Origin of the sequence: Altererythrobacter sp. GH1-8 (assembly GCF_043702085.1) — a bacterium.
GTDB lineage: Bacteria > Pseudomonadota > Alphaproteobacteria > Sphingomonadales > Sphingomonadaceae > Erythrobacter.
The window spans coordinates 1,296,610-1,313,911 of record NZ_CP171690.1 but is presented as its reverse complement, the minus strand read 5'-3'; the positions used below and the strand labels follow the sequence as shown (position 1 = coordinate 1,313,911).

21 protein-coding genes are annotated in these 17,302 nt (G+C 61.1%); 8 read left to right on the top strand and 13 right to left on the bottom strand.

The features are described 5' to 3' along the window. Positions 1-13 precede the first annotated feature (13 nt). Together ACG9DO_RS06395 and ACG9DO_RS06390 are read left to right on the top strand one after the other, a co-directional pair. The gene (locus tag ACG9DO_RS06395; protein WP_394731216.1) at positions 14-2,239 is read left to right on the top strand and encodes an acylase; all 2,226 of its coding nucleotides are present in this window, start codon (positions 14-16) and stop codon (positions 2,237-2,239) included. A 69-nt stretch (positions 2,240-2,308) separates the two neighbouring features. Beyond that, entirely contained in the window at positions 2,309-2,608 is a 300-nt protein-coding gene (locus tag ACG9DO_RS06390) for a hypothetical protein (protein WP_394730881.1), read from the top strand. Between the two features lie 64 nt (positions 2,609-2,672). On the opposite strand, the gene ACG9DO_RS06385 is transcribed toward ACG9DO_RS06390, so the two are convergent. From ACG9DO_RS06385 to gatB, 3 genes are read right to left on the bottom strand one after another with little or no spacing between them, the layout of a single operon-like run. Next, positions 2,673-3,140 carry a tRNA (cytidine(34)-2'-O)-methyltransferase gene (locus ACG9DO_RS06385; RefSeq protein WP_394730880.1) on the bottom strand — a complete coding sequence of 156 codons (468 nt, stop codon included), beginning with the start codon at positions 3,138-3,140 and terminating at the stop codon, positions 2,673-2,675. Next, complete coding sequence (locus ACG9DO_RS06380) at positions 3,137-3,568, bottom strand: hypothetical protein (RefSeq protein WP_394730879.1); 432 nt, start codon at positions 3,566-3,568, stop codon at positions 3,137-3,139. The genes ACG9DO_RS06385 and ACG9DO_RS06380 overlap by 4 nt, the downstream gene beginning before the upstream one ends. Continuing rightward, positions 3,568-5,064: an Asp-tRNA(Asn)/Glu-tRNA(Gln) amidotransferase subunit GatB gene (gene gatB / locus ACG9DO_RS06375; RefSeq protein ID WP_394730878.1), complete on the bottom strand. Its 1,497-nt coding sequence runs from the start codon at positions 5,062-5,064 to the stop codon at positions 3,568-3,570. Before gatB ends, ACG9DO_RS06380 begins: the two co-directional genes overlap by 1 nt. Before the next feature lie 154 nt (positions 5,065-5,218). Between gatB and ACG9DO_RS06370 the strand changes: the two genes are divergently transcribed. After that, the gene (locus ACG9DO_RS06370; RefSeq protein ID WP_394730877.1) at positions 5,219-6,361 is read left to right on the top strand and encodes an acyltransferase family protein; all 1,143 of its coding nucleotides are present in this window, start codon (positions 5,219-5,221) and stop codon (positions 6,359-6,361) included. A gap of 6 nt (positions 6,362-6,367) precedes the next feature. Here ACG9DO_RS06370 and ACG9DO_RS06365 read toward each other — a convergent pair whose 3' ends face one another. The 6 genes from ACG9DO_RS06365 to rpsU form a co-directional block, all read right to left on the bottom strand. Then, positions 6,368-7,285: a polysaccharide pyruvyl transferase family protein gene (locus ACG9DO_RS06365; RefSeq protein ID WP_394730876.1), complete on the bottom strand. Its 918-nt coding sequence runs from the start codon at positions 7,283-7,285 to the stop codon at positions 6,368-6,370. Further along, positions 7,285-7,446, bottom strand: a complete 162-nt coding sequence (locus ACG9DO_RS06360; RefSeq protein WP_394730875.1) for a glutamyl-tRNA amidotransferase — start codon at positions 7,444-7,446, stop codon at positions 7,285-7,287. The genes ACG9DO_RS06365 and ACG9DO_RS06360 overlap by 1 nt, the downstream gene beginning before the upstream one ends. Further along, complete coding sequence (gatA, locus tag ACG9DO_RS06355) at positions 7,443-8,924, bottom strand: Asp-tRNA(Asn)/Glu-tRNA(Gln) amidotransferase subunit GatA (protein ID WP_394730874.1); 1,482 nt, start codon at positions 8,922-8,924, stop codon at positions 7,443-7,445. Before gatA ends, ACG9DO_RS06360 begins: the two co-directional genes overlap by 4 nt. A gap of 105 nt (positions 8,925-9,029) precedes the next feature. Next, positions 9,030-9,332, bottom strand: coding sequence for an Asp-tRNA(Asn)/Glu-tRNA(Gln) amidotransferase subunit GatC (gene gatC, locus ACG9DO_RS06350; protein ID WP_394730873.1), 303 nt, complete (start codon positions 9,330-9,332; stop codon positions 9,030-9,032). Positions 9,333-9,345: 13 nt separating this feature from the next. Continuing rightward, entirely contained in the window at positions 9,346-9,927 is a 582-nt protein-coding gene (locus tag ACG9DO_RS06345) for an FKBP-type peptidyl-prolyl cis-trans isomerase (RefSeq protein ID WP_394730872.1), read from the bottom strand. A gap of 138 nt (positions 9,928-10,065) precedes the next feature. Next, on the bottom strand, positions 10,066-10,272 hold the full coding sequence (rpsU, locus tag ACG9DO_RS06340) for a 30S ribosomal protein S21 (RefSeq protein ID WP_394730871.1): 207 nt from the start codon (positions 10,270-10,272) through the stop codon (positions 10,066-10,068). Positions 10,273-10,499: 227 nt separating this feature from the next. Between rpsU and crcB the strand changes: the two genes are divergently transcribed. The 5 genes from crcB to ACG9DO_RS06315 are packed head-to-tail and all read left to right on the top strand — an operon-like array spanning position 10,500 to position 13,696. After that, positions 10,500-10,919 carry a fluoride efflux transporter CrcB gene (crcB, locus tag ACG9DO_RS06335; RefSeq protein WP_394730870.1) on the top strand — a complete coding sequence of 140 codons (420 nt, stop codon included), beginning with the start codon at positions 10,500-10,502 and terminating at the stop codon, positions 10,917-10,919. Beyond that, on the top strand, positions 10,916-12,115 hold the full coding sequence (locus ACG9DO_RS06330) for an RluA family pseudouridine synthase (RefSeq protein WP_394730869.1): 1,200 nt from the start codon (positions 10,916-10,918) through the stop codon (positions 12,113-12,115). Before crcB ends, ACG9DO_RS06330 begins: the two co-directional genes overlap by 4 nt. Next, entirely contained in the window at positions 12,112-12,762 is a 651-nt protein-coding gene (locus ACG9DO_RS06325) for an HAD-IA family hydrolase (protein ID WP_394730868.1), read from the top strand. The genes ACG9DO_RS06330 and ACG9DO_RS06325 overlap by 4 nt, the downstream gene beginning before the upstream one ends. Next, a complete protein-coding gene (locus ACG9DO_RS06320; protein ID WP_394730867.1) occupies positions 12,759-12,995 on the top strand; it encodes a hypothetical protein in 237 nt (78 codons plus the stop codon). Before ACG9DO_RS06325 ends, ACG9DO_RS06320 begins: the two co-directional genes overlap by 4 nt. Beyond that, the gene (locus ACG9DO_RS06315; protein WP_394730866.1) at positions 12,992-13,696 is read left to right on the top strand and encodes an ATP12 family protein; all 705 of its coding nucleotides are present in this window, start codon (positions 12,992-12,994) and stop codon (positions 13,694-13,696) included. The genes ACG9DO_RS06320 and ACG9DO_RS06315 overlap by 4 nt, the downstream gene beginning before the upstream one ends. On the opposite strand, the gene ACG9DO_RS06310 is transcribed toward ACG9DO_RS06315, so the two are convergent. From ACG9DO_RS06310 to ACG9DO_RS06295, 4 genes are all read right to left on the bottom strand, one after another. Next, positions 13,693-14,313, bottom strand: coding sequence for an ABC-type transport auxiliary lipoprotein family protein (locus ACG9DO_RS06310; RefSeq protein WP_394730865.1), 621 nt, complete (start codon positions 14,311-14,313; stop codon positions 13,693-13,695). The two genes, ACG9DO_RS06315 and ACG9DO_RS06310, sit on opposite strands and share 4 nt — an antisense overlap. After that, positions 14,310-15,257 (bottom strand): MlaD family protein, encoded by a 948-nt coding sequence (locus ACG9DO_RS06305; RefSeq protein WP_394730864.1) that lies wholly within the window; start codon positions 15,255-15,257, stop codon positions 14,310-14,312. Before ACG9DO_RS06305 ends, ACG9DO_RS06310 begins: the two co-directional genes overlap by 4 nt. 62 nt (positions 15,258-15,319) lie before the next feature. After that, positions 15,320-16,159 (bottom strand): ABC transporter ATP-binding protein, encoded by an 840-nt coding sequence (locus tag ACG9DO_RS06300; RefSeq protein ID WP_394730863.1) that lies wholly within the window; start codon positions 16,157-16,159, stop codon positions 15,320-15,322. Beyond that, on the bottom strand, positions 16,159-17,271 hold the full coding sequence (locus ACG9DO_RS06295; RefSeq protein ID WP_394730862.1) for an MlaE family lipid ABC transporter permease subunit: 1,113 nt from the start codon (positions 17,269-17,271) through the stop codon (positions 16,159-16,161). Before ACG9DO_RS06295 ends, ACG9DO_RS06300 begins: the two co-directional genes overlap by 1 nt. Between the last annotated feature and the right edge of the window lie 31 nt (positions 17,272-17,302).

The following is a 17,302-nucleotide window of genomic DNA, read 5'->3' as shown; positions in this document are numbered from 1 at the left end:
CAAGGGAGTGATGATGTTCCGCAGATGGCTTGCGCGAGGCGCGTTTGGACTGGTTGTGATCGCGCTGCTTGCATTCGTGGGTCTGGCAAGCTGGGAGCCGTTCTTCGCCGATAAGGGCGCGCCGCCACCCGCAGGCGATTACCGCGCTGAAATCATCCGCGACGATTTTGGCGTTCCGCACATCTACGGCAAGACCGATGCCGATGTGGCGTTGGGGGTGGCGGTGGCGCATGCAGAGGATGATTTCTTCACGCTGCAGGATGTGATCGCGATGGCCCGCGGGCGCTATGGCGCGATTGCGGGCGAGGAAGGCGCGGCAGTCGATTTTGTGTACCACCTGCTCGATGCGCGCGGCACGGCGGAGCGCGAATTTCCGCAATTGCCCGAAGCCACGCGCGCCTTGTTCAACGCCTATGCTGCAGGACTCAACCAGTATGCTGCCCAACATCCAGAGGAACTGAAGCTAGCCAATCTCTTCCCGGTCAATGGTGAGGACGTGGCGGCGGGCTTTGCCCTGCGTCAGCCGTTCTTCTTCGGCCTCAACAACGTGATCGAGCCGCTGGTGGCAGGCGAGCCGTTGCGGCGCGAGTTTGGCCCCGACATTCCCGGTTTCCCGCGCGATCCCAACGGCGACGTCATCGGGCCCGACCTCGATGGCGTGCCAGCACAGGCACGCGCGCATCCGCTGCCCTGGGGAGAGATGGGGGCACTGTCCGGCTCCAACGCCTTTGCCGTGGCCCCGGCGAAATCCGGGGGCCCGACGACGCTGATATCCAATTCGCACCAGCCACTGCGGGGCGGGGTCGCATGGTATGAGATGGTCGTTGAAAGCGAGGAAGGCTGGCATTTTGCTGGCGCGAACTTCCCCGGCTCGCCCTTCCCCTTCCTCGGCCACAACCGGCACCTCGGCTGGACCAACACCGTCAACCGTCCTGACATGGTCGATGTCTTTCAGCTGGAACTCGACGAAAGCGGTATGCGCTACAGGCTCGACGGCGAATGGCGCGATCTTGAAGAAAAGACCGTTACGCTACCTGTGAAGGTCGGCCCCATTGTGTTGCCGATCCGCCGCACGGTCTATCGCAGCGAGCATGGCCCGGTGATCTTCAACGACAAGGGCGCATTCGCGATCCGCTATGGCGGGATCGACAGCATCGAGCAGCTCGACGCCTATTACCGGCTCAACAAGGCGACCAGTTTCGACGAGTGGGAAACCCAGATATCGCGGATGGCGATCCCTTCCACCAACTTCATATACGCCGATGAGGCTGGCAATATCGCTTATGTCTACAATGCCGCGATCCCCGACCGGCCGGAACTCGGCGAGATACAGGTCAACTGGCGCGGGATCTTGCCCGGCAATCGCAGCGACCTGATCTGGCAGGGCACGGTTGATTACGCGGAAATCCCGCGGCTGATCAATCCGACGAGCGGCTGGCTCTACAATGCCAATAACGAACCCTACACGGCGGCAGGATCGGCAGACGATCTTTCGCCCGACGATTTTTCCCCCGTGCTCGGGATCGAGGACAAGCAGACCAACCGCTCGCGCCGCGCCTACCGGCTGCTGTCGGAAGCAAATCTGCTCGACCGAACGAACCTTGAGCGAATCAAATACGATACTGCCTATGAGCGCGAAGGATATGTCGCCGATCTGTGGGACGCGCTCGAAGCGCTCGATCCGGGGGCAGACAAGGACCTCGCCCGGGCACGCACGTTGCTGCTCGGCTGGGACTTTACCGCCGATAGCGCTGGCTCCGCCGATGCGCTCGCGCTGCTCATGATCAAGGATTTCATGTCTGCCGAATACCAGAACAAGAACGCCCCCGATGTCGCCGAGCATCTTCGCGCCAAGGTAGCTCATCTGCAGGAGCATTTCGGCAGACTCGATCCGCCGATGTCAGAACTTTTGCGGCTGCGGCAGGGCGATGTGGACCTTCCGCTCGATGGCGGATCCGATACGCTGCGCGCATCCACAACCTGGCGGGTCGACGATGATGGTCGCCTCAGCCTTGTTCACGGCGACAGTTTCATCCAGTGGGTCGAATGGCCGCGCGGTGGCGGGCGGGTGTTTTCCCGTTCGATCCAGCCTTTTGGTGCGGCGACAACCCGTCCAAGCAGTCCGCATTACACCGACCAGATGCAGCTGTTCGTCGATCACAAGCTCAAGCCGGTGCATTTCTGGCGGGAGGGCGCGCTGGCAAATGCCAAACGCCGATATGTGGTTGAGTCTAACTGACAGCCATGTAAATACAGGGTCGGATCGCGGCGCTCGATGGCGGCGCGCTTTACTTTAGAGGAGAATTCAATGTCTGTTGCTGGAACCTACAACACCACCGTCAAGAGCCCGATGGGCGACCAGAGCGGAACTTTCACCGTTGAAGACAACGGCGACGGCACGTTCTCTGGCAGCATGGCAGGCGGCATGGGCAGCATGGACGTGGTTGACGGCACGGTCGACGGCAACACGCTGAGCTGGAAAATGAACATGGTCGTCCCGATGCCGATGACGCTCGAGTGCGAAGCTGTGATCGATGGCGCTAGCCTGACCGGCAGCGTCAATGCAGGCGCCTTCGGTGCGATGCCGCTGTCTGGCACACGCGCTTAAGTCGCTGCCCAGCTGAAATGCGAAACAGCCGTCGGGAGCGATCCCGGCGGCTTTTTCTATGAATCTAGATGTGGTTGCGCACCGCCTGATAGGCTGCCGCAGCGACGGTGTTCGCAAGGTTGAGCGAACGCACCTTGTCTGAACGCATCGGCAAAGCGACCATTTGATCGCGATGAGCCTCGACGATCTCTTGCGGGATGCCCTTGGTCTCGCGCCCGAACACGAGATAGGCGTCAGCCGGATAGTCCGGTTCAAAGAAGCTGCGCGGCGCATATTCCTCGAACAGGAAGAGCTGGTCTTCGCGGGGGCTGCGCTCAGCAAGGAATTCCGCCCAGCTCGCAAACTCGGTCAGGCGGATATGCGGCCAATAGTCGAGGCCCGATCGCTTTACCCGCTTGTCGTCAATCACAAAGCCGAGCGGATGGATCAGGATCAGCTCCATATCGAGCGCCACACAGGTGCGCCCCACCGCGCCGGTATTGCCGGGTATCTCAGGCTGGACGAGGACGATGGAAAGACGGGGGTCGCTCACCGTCCTCGGATCAGTCCCATGACAAACAAACCCCAGCCGAGCAGCAGCGCAAGGCTTGACGTGCCAATAACTGCGGTCGTCGCCAATTCAGCTTTGGGTGTTGCCGAATAGCCTTCGCCAGCGATGGGGAGAGCCTCGTTCGCGCCCGTTATCGCCGCGAGGGTGATACCAAGCCACAATCCAACCATGCCGACCGCCAAGGCCCAACGCGCGACCTGTTCTGTTTTTACGCTCCAACGGGCTGAACGCCAAAACGCTGCTGCGATCAATACCGCCATACCGCTCTGGACCGCATCGAGATGCGCAGAAAGCGCCATGCGTGGATTGGCAAAATGCTCTACGACGAGACCTTGAAGCAGCCCCACAAGGAACAGGAGCGCGCCGGTAATAGCCAACTCGCGAGCGTTGTTGTCCAGTTGCATCGCCACTAGCCAAGCTTGTCCTTCAGGATCTGGTTCACGACCGCCGGATTGGCCTTGCCCTGCATCGCCTTCATCGTCTGACCGACGAAGAAGCCGAACAGCTTGTCCTTGCCGCCGCGATATTCCTCGACCTTGTCCGCGTTGTTCGCGATGATGTCGTCAATTGCGGCTTCAATCGCGCCGGTATCGGACACTTGCTTCAGGCCTTCAGCGTCCGCGATTTCGTCAGGCTCGCGGCCTGTCTTGAGCACGATTTCGAAGATTTCCTTCGCTTGCCCGCCGCTGATCTCGCCCGCATCCTGCATCTTGAGGATGCTTGCCTGACGCGCAGCGGTTGCGTGGCTTATGTCAGCCTCATCGCCAAGTGATTTTACCACGCCCGGAGCCACGGAAAGCGACCAGTTCGCGACCTGCGTTGCGACATCCTTCTCGCTCTTGCCGAGCGCCTTGGCCGTTTCCGCCAGCAGCGTTTCAAACCGCGCGAATGTCTCGACTTCCGCGGTCAGCGTCGCGGCATTGTAGTCCGACAGTCCCAGCTCATCCACGTAGCGGGCGCGCTTCGCATCGGGCAATTCCGGCAGGCTCGCGCGGCATTCATCGAGAAAGCTCTGATCAAGCTCCAGCGGAAGCAGGTCCGGATCGGGGAAGTAGCGATAGTCATGCGCGTCTTCCTTCGACCGCATCGACCGCGTCGTCCCGGTACTCGGGTCGAACAGCCGCGTCTCCTGGACAACTTTCCCGCCGCTCTCGATCAGATCGACCTGGCGGTTTGCCTCGTGCTCGATCGTCTGCATGACGAAGCGCACGGAGTTGACGTTCTTTGTTTCGGTCCGCGTGCCGAATTCCTCGCCCGGACGCCGGACAGAGACGTTCACATCCGCGCGCATCGAGCCTTCTTCCATGTTGCCATCGCAGCTGCCGACATAGCGCAGGATCGTGCGCAGCTTGCGCACATAGGCCCCCGCCTCTGCCGGAGAGCGCATGTCGGGCCGCGAAACGATTTCCATTAGCGCGACACCGCAGCGATTGAGGTCGACATAAGACATGGTCGGATGCTGATCGTGCATCAGCTTGCCCGCATCCTGCTCGACATGGATGCGCTCGATCCCGATCACCTTGTCCTGCGGGATTCCGGCCTTCTCATCCGCTTCGATGAGCAATTGCCCTTCACCCACCAGCGGGTGGTAGAGCTGGCTGATCTGATAGCCCTGCGGCAGATCGGCATAGAAGTAGTTCTTGCGGTCAAACCGGCTCCACGCATTGATCTGCGCGTCGATCGCCATGCCGGTGCGGACCGCCTGGCGGATGCATTCGCGGTTCGGCACGGGCAGCATGCCCGGCATCGCGGCATCGATAAGAGAGACGTTGCAATTGGGCTCCGCGCCAAACTCAGTCGATGCGCCGGAAAACAGCTTGGCCTTGGAGGTGACCTGCGCGTGGACTTCCAGCCCGATCACGACTTCCCACTCGCCCGTGGCGCCTTGAATACGATATGTGCTCATGGGGCTTGCAATAGGGTTTAACGTCCCGCGTGAAAAGTCCGATTTGCGCCGAATTTCGCAGTGATTTTCACGGTGATTTTCGCGGTGATTTCCACGGTGATTTTCGCGCCAAACGTGAACGGGCTGGTAACTATGCGCGGCCTATGGTCACGCAATGACCGCCTACAAGCCCATTTTACTGCCACAAGCCTATGACGAAACGCTGAGCGTGTCCGTCACGCCGCGTCCGATCCGACAGGGTCAGCGGCTGGTTACGCTGGACTTGCTGCGCGGCCTTGCGGCGATTGCGGTGATGCTGCGGCATTACCCGTGGCCGGGGCATGACGTGCCCATCCTGCCGAGCAGTTTTCTCGCCGTGGACCTGTTCTTCCTGCTCTCGGGCTATGTGCTGGCGGCGACCTACGAGCCGCGGCTGCTCGGTTCGATGAGCGCAGGCAACTTCATGAACCGGCGGGTTGTGCGCATGTATCCGCTCTACTTCATCGGCATGGCGGTGGCTTTGCTGGCGTGTCTCGGAGCCGTCGGAACCCATCCCCCGGCTGTCATGAGCGAGAGCGAATTCGCGCTCGCCGCCGTGCTTAACCTGTTCTTCCTGCCTGCCCCGCCGCCGGGCCTCGTGCATGACACCATCGTCACACAGGCCTTCCCGTTCAACTTTCCGGCCTGGTCACTGTTCTGGGAACTGGCGGTGAACGGTCTTTATGCGCTCATCATCCTGCGGCTCACGCCGAAGATGATTACCGCGATTGTTGGGGGCTGCTTCCTTGCCATGGTGGTGTTTGCGCTGGGTAATGGCACGCTCGATTCAGGCTCGACCTGGGGCACGTTCGCGATGGGCGGCCTGCGCTGCGGCTTCGCCTTTTTCCTCGGCGTCGCGCTGGTGCGGATGCGGAGCTTCGCGGTTGCGCCCAAATTGCCAAGCTGGATCCCGGTGCTGCTGCTGCTCGGCGCGCTTGCCGTGCCGGTGAGCTGGGGTCCGTGGCCTGCACTGATCAGCGTGGCGTTCATCTTCCCGCTGGCGATCTGGCTGGGCGCCTCGGCCCGTCCCGGCCCCGTCGAAGCAAAGATTTCGCATTGGCTCGGCTGGCTCAGCTATCCGATCTATGTCCTGCAATTGCCGGTGCTGATGCTGGCGGGCGCGGTGATGATCGCGACCACGGGCGAGTTCTTCGGCGACAATCTGGCGCGCGACATGGCGATCTATCTCGGCGGGACAGTGCTGCTTGCGGTTATCGCGGGCAAGCTGTTTGACGAGCCGGTGCGAGCGTGGCTGCAAGCACGGATAAAGCGGGGCTAGGCGCGACTAATCGACGTCTGCCAGCAGCTGCGCCGCCTCTTCATCGGAGATCATCTCGCATTTCGGGAATATGCCCTTGATGCTCGAATCGAATATCGCGCGGATCTTGAAGTAGGAATTGCTGACCAGTTTCACTTCCTTGCCGAGCAAAGCCGCGCCAATTGCGACATGCAATCGGTCTGTGATGACGCGTTCGTATTGGTCAATGTGGCGGAGGAAGTCCTGCGCATCGTCATTGTCCTTTCCGCTGTTGCTGAGATCAAAATTGGACTGAGGCACGCGGCCAGAAAAGTTCTTTTCCACATCCACGCGGAAGCAGATAAACAAGTCCCGATCTGGCGGAGTGCGATTGGGTAGCAATCGATCAGGCTCAACCAGCGCCAGGTAGAAAGCCATGTCATGGCAAAATTTCGCCTGAGGCATGGACTGCAGGCTCTCGAAGTGATCTCGCGCCCAATAGGTAACGTTCTGATGCTTATCGAAGGTACCGGAATAGGTCGTTGGCAGCACCATGACATCGCGCGCAAACTTGCTGCATAACGCAACTCGACTGGGTGCATTGGCATAGGCTTCGTACCATGCTCCGCTGCCGCTATAGACAATGTGGGGACGGCCTATCGGAATGTGCGTTCGCAAGCATTCCAGAATGATCCTGTACTTGCGCGGCCGAGTGAATGGCATCGTATCGAGCTTTGTGACTTTAGCCCCGATGTCTTCCAGAAACCGCTCCGTGCCGTAACGGATCAAAGCATCCCCGAAATTGCCGTGGTTTCGGATCAAGTGCACGTTAAGACCATAAGGAAGGTCGAGGAAGTGCGATCGCAGAGCCTCGAATGGTGCCTGAAAATGCTCCAGAGCGCCGGGCACACAAACATCGTCGAGCACACGCTGGGCAGCGGACGGAAAACCGCTGTGGCCAGTCATCACGATTCGCTGTCGGATGGGTCTGACGTCTTGTGGTCCGACGGAAACTGCGCTTCCCCGTAATCGACGTTCTTGCGGATCCAGTTTGCGAACATGAACGTCAGCGGGACCGCCAGCATGATGCCGATCCCGGCAATCGTCAGCGCGGTTTCGTCGCTCACCACCACTTCTCCGGCGCGGCATCAAAGCCCGAACGCTGCTGGATCGCCAGACCCGCATTGAGCACGCCTTGCTCGTCGAACGGCTTGCCGATGAGCTGGAGGCCAAGCGGCAATCCGTCCTCTGTCAGCGTCGCGGGCACGCTCATCGCGGGCAGCCCGGCGAGCGAGGCTGGCACGGCGAAAACATCGTTCAGATACATCGTCAGCGGGTCTTCATTGAGCGAACCCAGCGGGAAGCTCGGCGTTGGCGTGGTCGGCGCCAGAATCACGTCGCACTGGCTCCAGGCCTCGCTAAAATCGCGCGCGACCAGCGCGCGCACCCGCTGCGCCTGATTGTAATAGGCATCGTAGAAGCCCGCGCTAAGCACATAAGTGCCGATCAGGATGCGGCGCTTGACCTCGTCACCGAAGCCTTCTTCGCGGGTTGCGGCATACATGTCTTGCAAGCCAGCCCCTTCGGGCAGGTCGCGCAGGCCGTAACGCACGCCATCGTAGCGGGCGAGGTTGGATGAAGCCTCTGCCGGGGCGATGATATAATAGGCGGGCAGCGCGTATTTGGTGTGCGGGAGCGAGATATCGACGATCTCAGCACCGGCATCGCGCAGCCATTCCTTGCCCTGATCCCACGACTTGAGGATCGCGTCATCGGTCCCGTCCATGCGGTATTCCCTGGGAATACCGACTTTGTTGCCCTTCAGGTCCGCGGAGAGCCCTGCTTCCCACGCGGGCACATCCATCTGGAGCGAGGTCGCATCCTTGGGATCGAAACCCGCCATGGCCTCGAGCATGATCGCGCAATCCTCGACGCTGCGCGCCATTGGCCCCGCCTGATCGAGGCTGCTGGCGAAAGCGACCGCGCCCCAGCGCGAACAACGGCCGTAAGTTGGCTTGATCCCGCAAATGCCGGTGAAGGCGGCTGGCTGGCGGATTGAGCCGCCGGTGTCCGTGCCAGTTGCAGCAGGTGCGATACGCGCAGCCACAGCGGAAGACGAACCGCCCGAGGAACCGCCGGGAGACATCGCGGCGTTGCTGCCGGACTTGCGCCACGGCGAGTTTACATTGCCGAAATAGCTCGTCTCGTTTGAGCTGCCCATCGCGAACTGATCGAGGTTGAGCTTGCCCAGCATGCCCGCGCCTGCATCCCACAGGTTCTGGCTGACCGTGCTTTCATACTGCGGCTTGAAGCCCTCAAGAATGTGGCTCGCCGCGGTGGTCTGGACGCCGTGCGTCGCAAACAGGTCCTTCATGCCGATCGGCACGCCTGCCATTGTGCCAAGGGTCTTGCCCGCCGCGCGGTCCGCATCGACCTTGTCAGCAGCCGCAAGCGCATGGTCAGGCGTGGTCACGATAAACGCGTTGAGCGCCGCCGCCTCTGCCACAGCCGTATTGAAGGCTTCCGCCACTTCGCGCGCGGTGAAGTCGCCGTTTGCCACGCCGTCGCGGATGTCCTTGACGCCTAGATTGGTAAGTTCAGTCATGCTTCGTGAGTCCCCGCGAAGGCGGGGACCTCAGGCCGCGCGCGCTTCGCCACTTCCAATGAGGCCCCCGCCTGCGCGGGGGCTCGCGATATGTGTTCGCGTCGTTCATTCAATCACCTTCGGAACGCCGAAGAAACCATGCTCAGCCGCAGGCGCATTGGCGAGAATATCGTCGCGCCGATCGCCGCCGGTCTTGGGATCTGCATTCACTTCATCCGCGCGCAGGCGGAGTGTGTTGGGGATCACCGCAGTCATCGGCTCGATATTCGAGGTATCGACTTCACCCAGCTGTTCGACCCAGTTGAGGATGCCGTTTAGCTCAGGCGCCATGCGCTCGAGTTCCTCGTCGGTCATCTTGATCCGCGCGAGGCTCGCGATCTTGGCAACGGTTTCCTTGTCTACCGACATGAGAATTCCCTGATTATTCGCCCGGAATCGCGTCGGTTGGCGCAGGCGGCGGGCCGGCTTCCATCGCCTGTTGCAGCAACCCGAAACGACGCTGCGCTTCTTCCTGTGTCATGGTATCGACCAGTTCGATCTCGAAAATCAGATCGCTATTGGCCGGGATGCGGACTTCACCGGTTTGCGGGTCGCGGCGGTCTTCATCGCCATAACCCTTGTCTGCGGGGATATAGACTTCGTACTTCCCGCCAACCTGCATCTGCTGCAGGGCTTCGAAAAATCCATCGACGGTCGCGCCCTGCTCCACCGGGAACGGCGCGCCCTCCGGCATGATGCCGGGGATCGGCCAACGGAAGTCGCGCGAGCTGTCAAATTCCTCGCCGGTCGAGGCAAAGCGGCCAGTGTAATTGACGAAGGCAACTTCACCGATTTGCGGGGTCGGCCCTTCGCCTGCCGTAATCGTATCGACACTGAAACCCTTGGGCGCAGCCGCCCAGGCAATGCCAGCGCCGATCAGAATGGCAACAATCACGCCAAGCCAGAGCTTGGTCAGCGAGCCCTTGGCAATCGGTTGAAGCGGTACGCGAGTGACTTCGGCCATGAAAGCAATTTCCTAACAATGATTCTAGCGGCGCGCGCACCTGCAGATCCAATGCAAAAGGGCGCGGAATCGAACCGCGCCCTGATGGCTTATCGCGAGAGTGCGTTCAAGCGGTAATCCGCTCGAAAACCGCCATTCTTACTTGACGCCGTCGCGCTCCATGCGCTTGCGCTCAAGCTTGCGCGCACGGCGAACCGCCGCAGCCTTTTCACGGGCGCGCTTTTCGCTCGGCTTCTCATAGTGACGACGCAGCTTCATCTCGCGATAGACACCTTCCCGCTGCAGCTTTTTCTTGAGCGCGCGCAGGGCCTGCTCGACATTGTTATCGCGAACGATGATTTGCATAAATTCCAACACCTCAAAACGAATGGCGATTGCCCGCAAGACTGGCGGGATGCACCACCTGAAAATCAACGAAAAAGGGGCCGAATCCGTTACCGGTCGGCTCGATCCGAGGCGCGTCTAACCAAAATGCGTAGGATTTGCAAGGGGTGAGAGGTGACTGAAAAGCCACAGAAGGCAGCCGAACAGCGCTATGCAGCAGCGGGCTGGGCCGTTAATAGGCCTCAAGCATGAGTACCCTGTCACCCCTTGCTGCAAGCCTGCATGTCGCCCTTGGCGGGGCGATTGGCGCGGTGCTGCGCTATCAGACTGGCCGCGCAATGACCGGCTGGCTGGGTGCGCCAGCGATGATGCAGTTTCCCTGGGCCACCTTCGCGGTCAATGCGCTCGGCAGCCTGCTGATGGGCATGCTGTGGGGATGGCTTGCGATGCGCGGGGGCAGCGATCCGGCCTCCACCGACCAGTTGCGGCTGTTGCTGGCGACAGGCCTGCTCGGCGGGTTCACGACATTCTCCGCCTTCAGCCTTGAAATGATCGTGCTGATCGAGCGCGGGCAATATCTGTTTGCTGCGCTCTATGTGATCCTGTCGGTGTGTCTCGCACTCAGCGCGCTGATGTTCGGCCTCACCTTCATGAGGCTGTTCCAATGAGCAAGACGGGTGCATCTGAGGAAGTCCGCCAGTTCACCGTCGGCGAGGATGATGACGGCATTCGCCTCGACCGCTGGTTCAAGCGGCATCTGCCGCAGATCGGCTTTGGCATGGTCTCCAAATGGGCGCGCACCGGGCAGGTCCGCGTCGATGGCAAGCGCGCCAAGCCCGATGACCGGCTGGCAGCAGGGCAGGTGCTGCGTGTTCCTCCCGGTGGCGAGAGTCCCGGTGGCCGCAAGGTCAAGCCGCGCCGCCAGCTGACCGAGGCCGAGATTGCCGAAGCAAGGGCGATGGTGATCAAGGAAACGCCGTCCGCAATCATCTTCAACAAGCCGCCGGGGCTTGCAACGCAGGGTGGCAGCAAGACCACCCGCCATGTTGACGGAATGCTCGATGCGTTCGTCGAGGGTGAAGACGATACCCGCCCGCGGCTCGTCCACCGGCTCGACAAGGATACGTCCGGCGTGCTGCTTGTCGCCAAGACACCCGGCAGCGCAGCGCATTTCTCCAAGCGTTTCTCGGGCCGCTCAGCCCGCAAGGTCTACTGGGCACTGGTCGTTGGTGTACCAGAGGTGCTGGAAGGCACGATCGACGCCCCGCTCGCCAAGCAGCCAGGCACAGGCGGCGAGAAGATGCATGTCGATGAGGAAAACGGGGCAATTGCAAAGACGAAGTACCGCGTTGTCGACAAGGCCGGCAAGAAAGCCGCGTGGGTAGAGCTGGAGCCGCTGACAGGCCGCACTCACCAGCTCCGCGTGCATTTGGCTGCCATCGGCAATCCGATCGTGGGCGACGGCAAATATGGCGGCAAGGACGCGTTTCTGACCGGCTCGGTCAGCCGCAAGATGCATTTGCATGCGCGGCGGCTGCGGATTGACGCGCCGAAATCGGATGGTGGCGGCAAGATTGACGTGACCGCTGAGCTTCCCGAACACTTCGCGCAGAGCATGGAGCAACTGGGCTTTGACCTTAGCCTGAGCAAGGCCAAGCCGCTCAATTTCGATCCGCCCGAGCGTACCCCGGCGGAGAAGAAACAGGCCGCCCGCGCCCATGCCAAGCAATACCGCAAGTCGCGCAAAGGCGAGCGCCGTTCGCGCGGAGAGGCATCGCTCAAGAGCGCGCAAGGCAAGCTTGGCAAAAAATCGGGCGGTAGGCCTGCACGCAAGGCTGCGCCGAAGAAAGGGCCGCGCAAATGACGCTTCGCCTTGCCATCTTCGATTGCGACGGAACGCTGGTCGACGGGCAGGCCGCAGTGTGCGATGCGATGGAAGCAGGCTTTGCCGCAGCGGACCTGCCCACCCCTGATCGGCGTGAGGTGCGCCGGATTGTCGGGCTGAGCCTGCCGCAAGCGATCAATCTCCTGGCTCCTGAAGCGAGCGAAGAACAGCGCGGCCTTGCAGTCGCAGCTTACAAGCAGAGCTTCTTCAACACGCGCGAAAGCGGGCAATTGCACGAGCCGTTGTTTGACGGGATTGCCGACCTGCTCCACCGCCTTAATTCCGCCGGCTGGCAGCTAGCCGTCGCAACCGGTAAATCGCAGCGTGGTCTCACGGCCTGCCTTGCTGCGCACGGAATTTCCGACCTGTTTGTGTCGCTGCAAACCGCAGATGGTCATCCTTCCAAGCCCCACCCGTCGATGATTGAACAATGCCTCGCCGATGCCGGAGCCGGGCCAGCAGATGCAGTGATGATCGGCGACACGACCTTTGATATCGATATGGCGAGCAATGCCGGAGTGCGCGCGCTTGGCGTATCCTGGGGGTACCATACCCCGGGTGAACTGCTCGCCGCCGGCGCGGCAGCCATTGCTGAAGACGCGGCCCATCTGGAGCGGTTGTTGTGAGCGGGACTCCTGCGCCAAACAACACCGGCGAAACGCTCGCGTTCAAGCGTTTCATGGTGCTGAACCTGATCCGTGTGATTGGGGTTGTTACCGTTTGTGCCGGGATAGCCATCCAGGAAGGCCTGCTGCCGATGCCCCCGATCCTCGCCTATATCCTCGTAATCACCGGATTTCTAACGTTTTTCTTCCTGCCAAACTGGATCGCCAAAGGCTGGCGCAGCGAGGAATCATGAAGCGCTTTTACGAACATGTCTCCGTCGCAGAGGTTGTCGGCGGTTGGCAGGTCATGCTCGATGGGCGCGGCCTCAAGACGATTGCAGGAAACCCGCAGCTGGTCCCGTCCAAGATGCTGGCAGAAGCGCTCGCTCGCGAATGGGCAGAACAGGGCGAAGATCTGGACGTGAAGCGCTTTCGCCTGCGCGACACGGCCGACTATGCAATCGAACAGATCGCGGCAGAGCCCGCCGCAAGCATCGCCAAACTGCTTGGTTATGCAGAAACGGATACGCTGTGTTATCGCGCGGACCCTGAAGATGCGCTCTACAAGAAGCAATTGGAAGTGTGGGAACCGGTGGTGGCCCGCCTTGAAGCCCGCGAGAATATCAAGCTGGTCCGGGTGTCCGGCGTTGTCCACCGCAAGCAGGCCGACACCGCGCTGGCGGTTTTGCGTGCGCGACTGGAAAGCCTCGACCCCTTCACGCTCGCAGGGCTTGAACTGCTCGCCTCTCTTGCTGCATCTTTGACCATCGCGCTGGAAGTACGCGAACCTGAAAGCGATCCGGAAATGCTCTGGCGCGCGGCAAGTCTCGAAGAAGAATGGCAGGCCGATCTATGGGGCCGCGACACCCTGGCCGAAGAACGCCGCGCAGAACGCCGCGCCGCCTTCCTCAGCGCGGCCGAATGGCTGAGCCTGCTGGAGCGGGAAACCGCTTAAGGCCCAGGGTCTGGCGTCTCGCTCAACCATGCCGCCACTTGCCGCGCGACATCATTGGCGGCACGATTTAGCGCAGAGCTGACGGGTGCCGCCTGCGCAAGAATGCCTTGCTCGACCGCTTCAAAGCGCCGCGTTTCGACCATGCCGCCTTCGCCGGTCCTGATCGCATCGAAGCGCACAACCACGCTGGAACTGCGCGCATCATAGCCAAATTCGCGCAAGGTGCCGCGCAAATGTATATCCGCAAACAGGCTCGGATCATCACCATCGATGACGAACTGGCCCGTTTCAGCGCGGATCGTTTCAGCAACGACACGGCGAAACAGACGCGCAGGCTTTTCCACCCAAACGGCATCGGTCACATAGGCAATGGTCGCATCATCCACCTGCACCGGGATGCGCAGCACGTCGATCGAAGCTGACGTTTCCGGAACGTGAACCGCCAGCGTGTCCGCTTGCGTACCGATATGCGCCGAGCCGGGTGGAACACTCGCTTCTGCTGTAAGCGTAAGCAGGCTGGAAGGCGGCTCGCCTCCGCCAAGGCTGACGCAACCAGCCAGCGCGCTGGCGCAACCAAGCAGGACAAGGCGGCGGCAGAACATCATCGGCTTTCTCATGGCTTGTAATCCGGCAAAGTCTGACCTCCGATCAGCGCGCCGGCCCCCTGGTTCTCGATTTTCTCGGTAAGATTGCGCAGCGCCTTGCTGGTCGCGCGCAGATCGCGCAGCGTCGCATCAGCCGCCGGCAGGGTCGTCTGCGACAATTGACGTGCGGCCGGGCGTGTGTCCTCCAGCGTTTCAGACAGCGACAGCGCCGCTGCATTGGCCGATTTGAGTGTCGCGCGCAGCTCGGCGGCGAGCGTATCCCCATCGCCCTGCAGAAGCTCGTCGGTTGACGCCATCACCTTCTCGAACTGGTCGAGCGCTTCGCCCGCTTCGCGTAAGGTGGTCTGAAGTTCTGCCAAGGTCCCTTCGATCTGCGGCGCTGCATCTGCGAGACTGTTCGTCATCCGGTTGGTGTTGCGCAGGATGCCTTCCAGCGATTCCTGATTGTCTTCGTCCAGTACCTGCGTCAGCCGCTCCGTCAGCGTTGCCAGCCGTTCCAGCAGCAGCGGCGCGTTGGCGAGGATCTCGCCAAATCCGCCGGGCTTGGGCGGGATCACAGGCACACCGTCAGGACAGGCCGTTGTCTCGCAACTGATTGGCGGCGCGTCCTTCACGGCCCCATCGAGCAGGATGGTAGAGACACCGGTGAAGCTCGCCTGGACAGTAGCCGTCGTGCCGACGAGGATCGGCACTTCAGCGTCAACAGTAATCCGTACGCGGACAAATTCAGGGTCCTGCGGCCACAGCTTGATCTGCGAAACCTGTCCTACCGGAACGCCAGAAAAACTCACCTGGCTACCATTTGCAAGCCCCTCAACCGATTGATTGAAAAGGATATCATATTCATTTTGCGCGCCTTGGCCGAGCCGTGCAATCCATACGATTGCAGCTGCCAGAATCGCCAGCAGGAACAGTGTTACAGCCCCAACCCAGACAAAGTTTGCGCGTGTTTCCATGGCCTAGCTCTTATCCCTGCACGCAGCGCGCTTGTCCAATTGTTTGATCAGGAACGCTCTGATCACGGCGTGTCCCCCTTCGAGTGCATCGCTTTAGTCGCTTGTGCCGCTCGCCCACGCGGACCGTTGAAATACTCCTGCACCCAGGGATGATCGAGCTGCATCAGGTTCGCAACGGTATCGACCGCGATCACCCGCTTGTCTGCAATCACTGCCACCCGGTCACAGATTTCGTGAAGGGTATCGAGGTCATGCGTGATCAGGAATACCGTGAGGCCCAGCGTTTCCTGCAATTCCTTGGTCAGGCGGTCGAACGCTGCGGCCCCGATCGGGTCAAGGCCTGCAGTTGGCTCATCCAGGAACAGCAGCTCCGGATCGAGCGCCAGCGCCCTTGCAAGCCCCGCGCGCTTCTTCATGCCGCCCGACAGCTCCGAAGGGTATTTGTCGACCGCTTCTTTGGGCAGGCCGGACATACGCACCTTGTAGCGGGCGATGTCCCTGCGCAATCCCGGTTCGATCTCCGGGTAGAATTGCTTGAGCGGCACTTCGACATTCTCACCCACGGTCAGGGTAGAAAACAGCGCTCCGCCCTGAAACAGCACACCCCAGCGGTTGCGAACGCCAATTTCCTCATCCGGGTCTGCCGAAGTGATCGAGCGGCCGAAAACCTCTACGTCACCTGCATTGGGGTTCTGCAGGCCGATGATGCTGCGCATCAGGACGGATTTGCCGCTGCCCGACCCGCCGACTACGCCAAGAATCTCTCCGCGTCTGACCTTCAAATCGAGATTTTCGTGCACTGTTTGCGTGCCGAAGCGGTTGACCAGTCCGGTCACTTCGACGGGAAATTCCCCGCGAAACCGATGGTGCGCGTCGGGAGCGTGTGTTCCGTTGCCTGCCATCAGCCCCACCCGATCTCTGTGAAGAACACCGCGAAGAAGGCATCAAGCACGATCACCGCAAATATCGCAGAGACCACCGCCAGCGTCGTGCGCAGGCCGACCTGCTCGGAATTCCCGCGCACCTGCATTCCGTGATAACAGCCCGCGAGCGCGACGATCAGCCCGAACACCGGGGCTTTGATCAGGCCAACCCACAGATCATAGGTCGGCACGACATCCTCGATCCGCAGCAGGAAGGTCCAGAACGGAATGCCGAGCAAAAGGTCGCCGACCACAGCGCCGCCGATGATCGCCACGACAGCAGAATAGAAGCCCAGCAGCGGCATCATCACGATCGAGGCGAGAATCCGCGGGATGACCAGGGCTTCCACCGGAGAAATCCCGATCGTTCGCATCGCATCGACTTCTTCGGTCAGCTTCATCGTACCGATTTGCGCCGCGAATGCCGAGCCTGAACGTCCCGCGACCATGATCGCCGTCATCAGCACGCCAAGTTCGCGCAGGGTGATCCGCCCGACAAGGTTTACAGTCAGCGTCTCCGCGCCGAATTGCTGGAGCTGAACCGCACCCTGCTGTGCAATCACGATCCCGATCAGGAAGCTCATCAAGCCAATGATCGGCAAGGCGGAGACCCCGACAAGCTCAAGCTGGCGGACAAAGGCAAGCCACCGGAACCGGCTCGGGTGCCAGAGCAGGTTCCAGATCGCCACCATGATTGCGCCAAGAAAGCTCAGCACGCCAATGACCCCGCTGCGCGCGCCAAAGACCTTCTTGCCAAGCGCTTCCGGCACTCGCTCCCACACCGGCAAACGCGGAGCCGCCAGGTCTGCATCATTGGAAGCCGCGCACACTGCCTTGATCAGCCGAGTGGCGCGCTCGCTGGCTCCGATGAGTTCTGCTTCGTGTTCATCCGCCAGACTGGCAGCGATCCACGCCCCGACAGTATCGATCTCTGAAACCTCGGTCAGGTCAATCGCTTCGAAAGGGCCTGCAAGAGCAAGCAGCTCCTGGTCAATCGCGCCTATGCTGGAGACCAGATACGGCCCTGACAGGACCAGACGGTCGCCCGCCTGCCCATCACTCTCTATCGCATACTTGGCCCCGCCATCCATAAGATATTGCTATGCGGACAAATTGGCCCGC

What these genes read in the sequence shown, in the direction of transcription:
- ACG9DO_RS06365 (WP_394730876.1), bottom strand. Translation starts at nt 7,285, where the DNA reads ATGACTGGCCACAGCGGTTTTCCGTCCGCTGCCCAGCGTGTGCTCGAC.
- ACG9DO_RS06390 (WP_394730881.1), top strand. Translation starts at nt 2,309, where the DNA reads ATGTCTGTTGCTGGAACCTACAACACCACCGTCAAGAGCCCGATGGGC.
- ACG9DO_RS06310 (WP_394730865.1), bottom strand. Translation starts at nt 14,313, where the DNA reads ATGAGAAAGCCGATGATGTTCTGCCGCCGCCTTGTCCTGCTTGGTTGC.
- ACG9DO_RS06370 (WP_394730877.1), top strand. Translation starts at nt 5,219, where the DNA reads ATGACCGCCTACAAGCCCATTTTACTGCCACAAGCCTATGACGAAACG.
- gatA (WP_394730874.1), bottom strand. Translation starts at nt 8,924, where the DNA reads ATGACTGAACTTACCAATCTAGGCGTCAAGGACATCCGCGACGGCGTG.
- ACG9DO_RS06305 (WP_394730864.1), bottom strand. Translation starts at nt 15,257, where the DNA reads ATGGAAACACGCGCAAACTTTGTCTGGGTTGGGGCTGTAACACTGTTC.
- ACG9DO_RS06395 (WP_394731216.1), top strand. Translation starts at nt 14, where the DNA reads ATGTTCCGCAGATGGCTTGCGCGAGGCGCGTTTGGACTGGTTGTGATC.
- ACG9DO_RS06330 (WP_394730869.1), top strand. Translation starts at nt 10,916, where the DNA reads ATGAGCAAGACGGGTGCATCTGAGGAAGTCCGCCAGTTCACCGTCGGC.
- gatC (WP_394730873.1), bottom strand. Translation starts at nt 9,332, where the DNA reads ATGTCGGTAGACAAGGAAACCGTTGCCAAGATCGCGAGCCTCGCGCGG.
- ACG9DO_RS06300 (WP_394730863.1), bottom strand. Translation starts at nt 16,159, where the DNA reads ATGGCAGGCAACGGAACACACGCTCCCGACGCGCACCATCGGTTTCGC.
- rpsU (WP_394730871.1), bottom strand. Translation starts at nt 10,272, where the DNA reads ATGCAAATCATCGTTCGCGATAACAATGTCGAGCAGGCCCTGCGCGCG.
- crcB (WP_394730870.1), top strand. Translation starts at nt 10,500, where the DNA reads ATGAGTACCCTGTCACCCCTTGCTGCAAGCCTGCATGTCGCCCTTGGC.
- ACG9DO_RS06295 (WP_394730862.1), bottom strand. Translation starts at nt 17,271, where the DNA reads ATGGATGGCGGGGCCAAGTATGCGATAGAGAGTGATGGGCAGGCGGGC.
- ACG9DO_RS06345 (WP_394730872.1), bottom strand. Translation starts at nt 9,927, where the DNA reads ATGGCCGAAGTCACTCGCGTACCGCTTCAACCGATTGCCAAGGGCTCG.
- ACG9DO_RS06325 (WP_394730868.1), top strand. Translation starts at nt 12,112, where the DNA reads ATGACGCTTCGCCTTGCCATCTTCGATTGCGACGGAACGCTGGTCGAC.
- ACG9DO_RS06315 (WP_394730866.1), top strand. Translation starts at nt 12,992, where the DNA reads ATGAAGCGCTTTTACGAACATGTCTCCGTCGCAGAGGTTGTCGGCGGT.
- gatB (WP_394730878.1), bottom strand. Translation starts at nt 5,064, where the DNA reads ATGAGCACATATCGTATTCAAGGCGCCACGGGCGAGTGGGAAGTCGTG.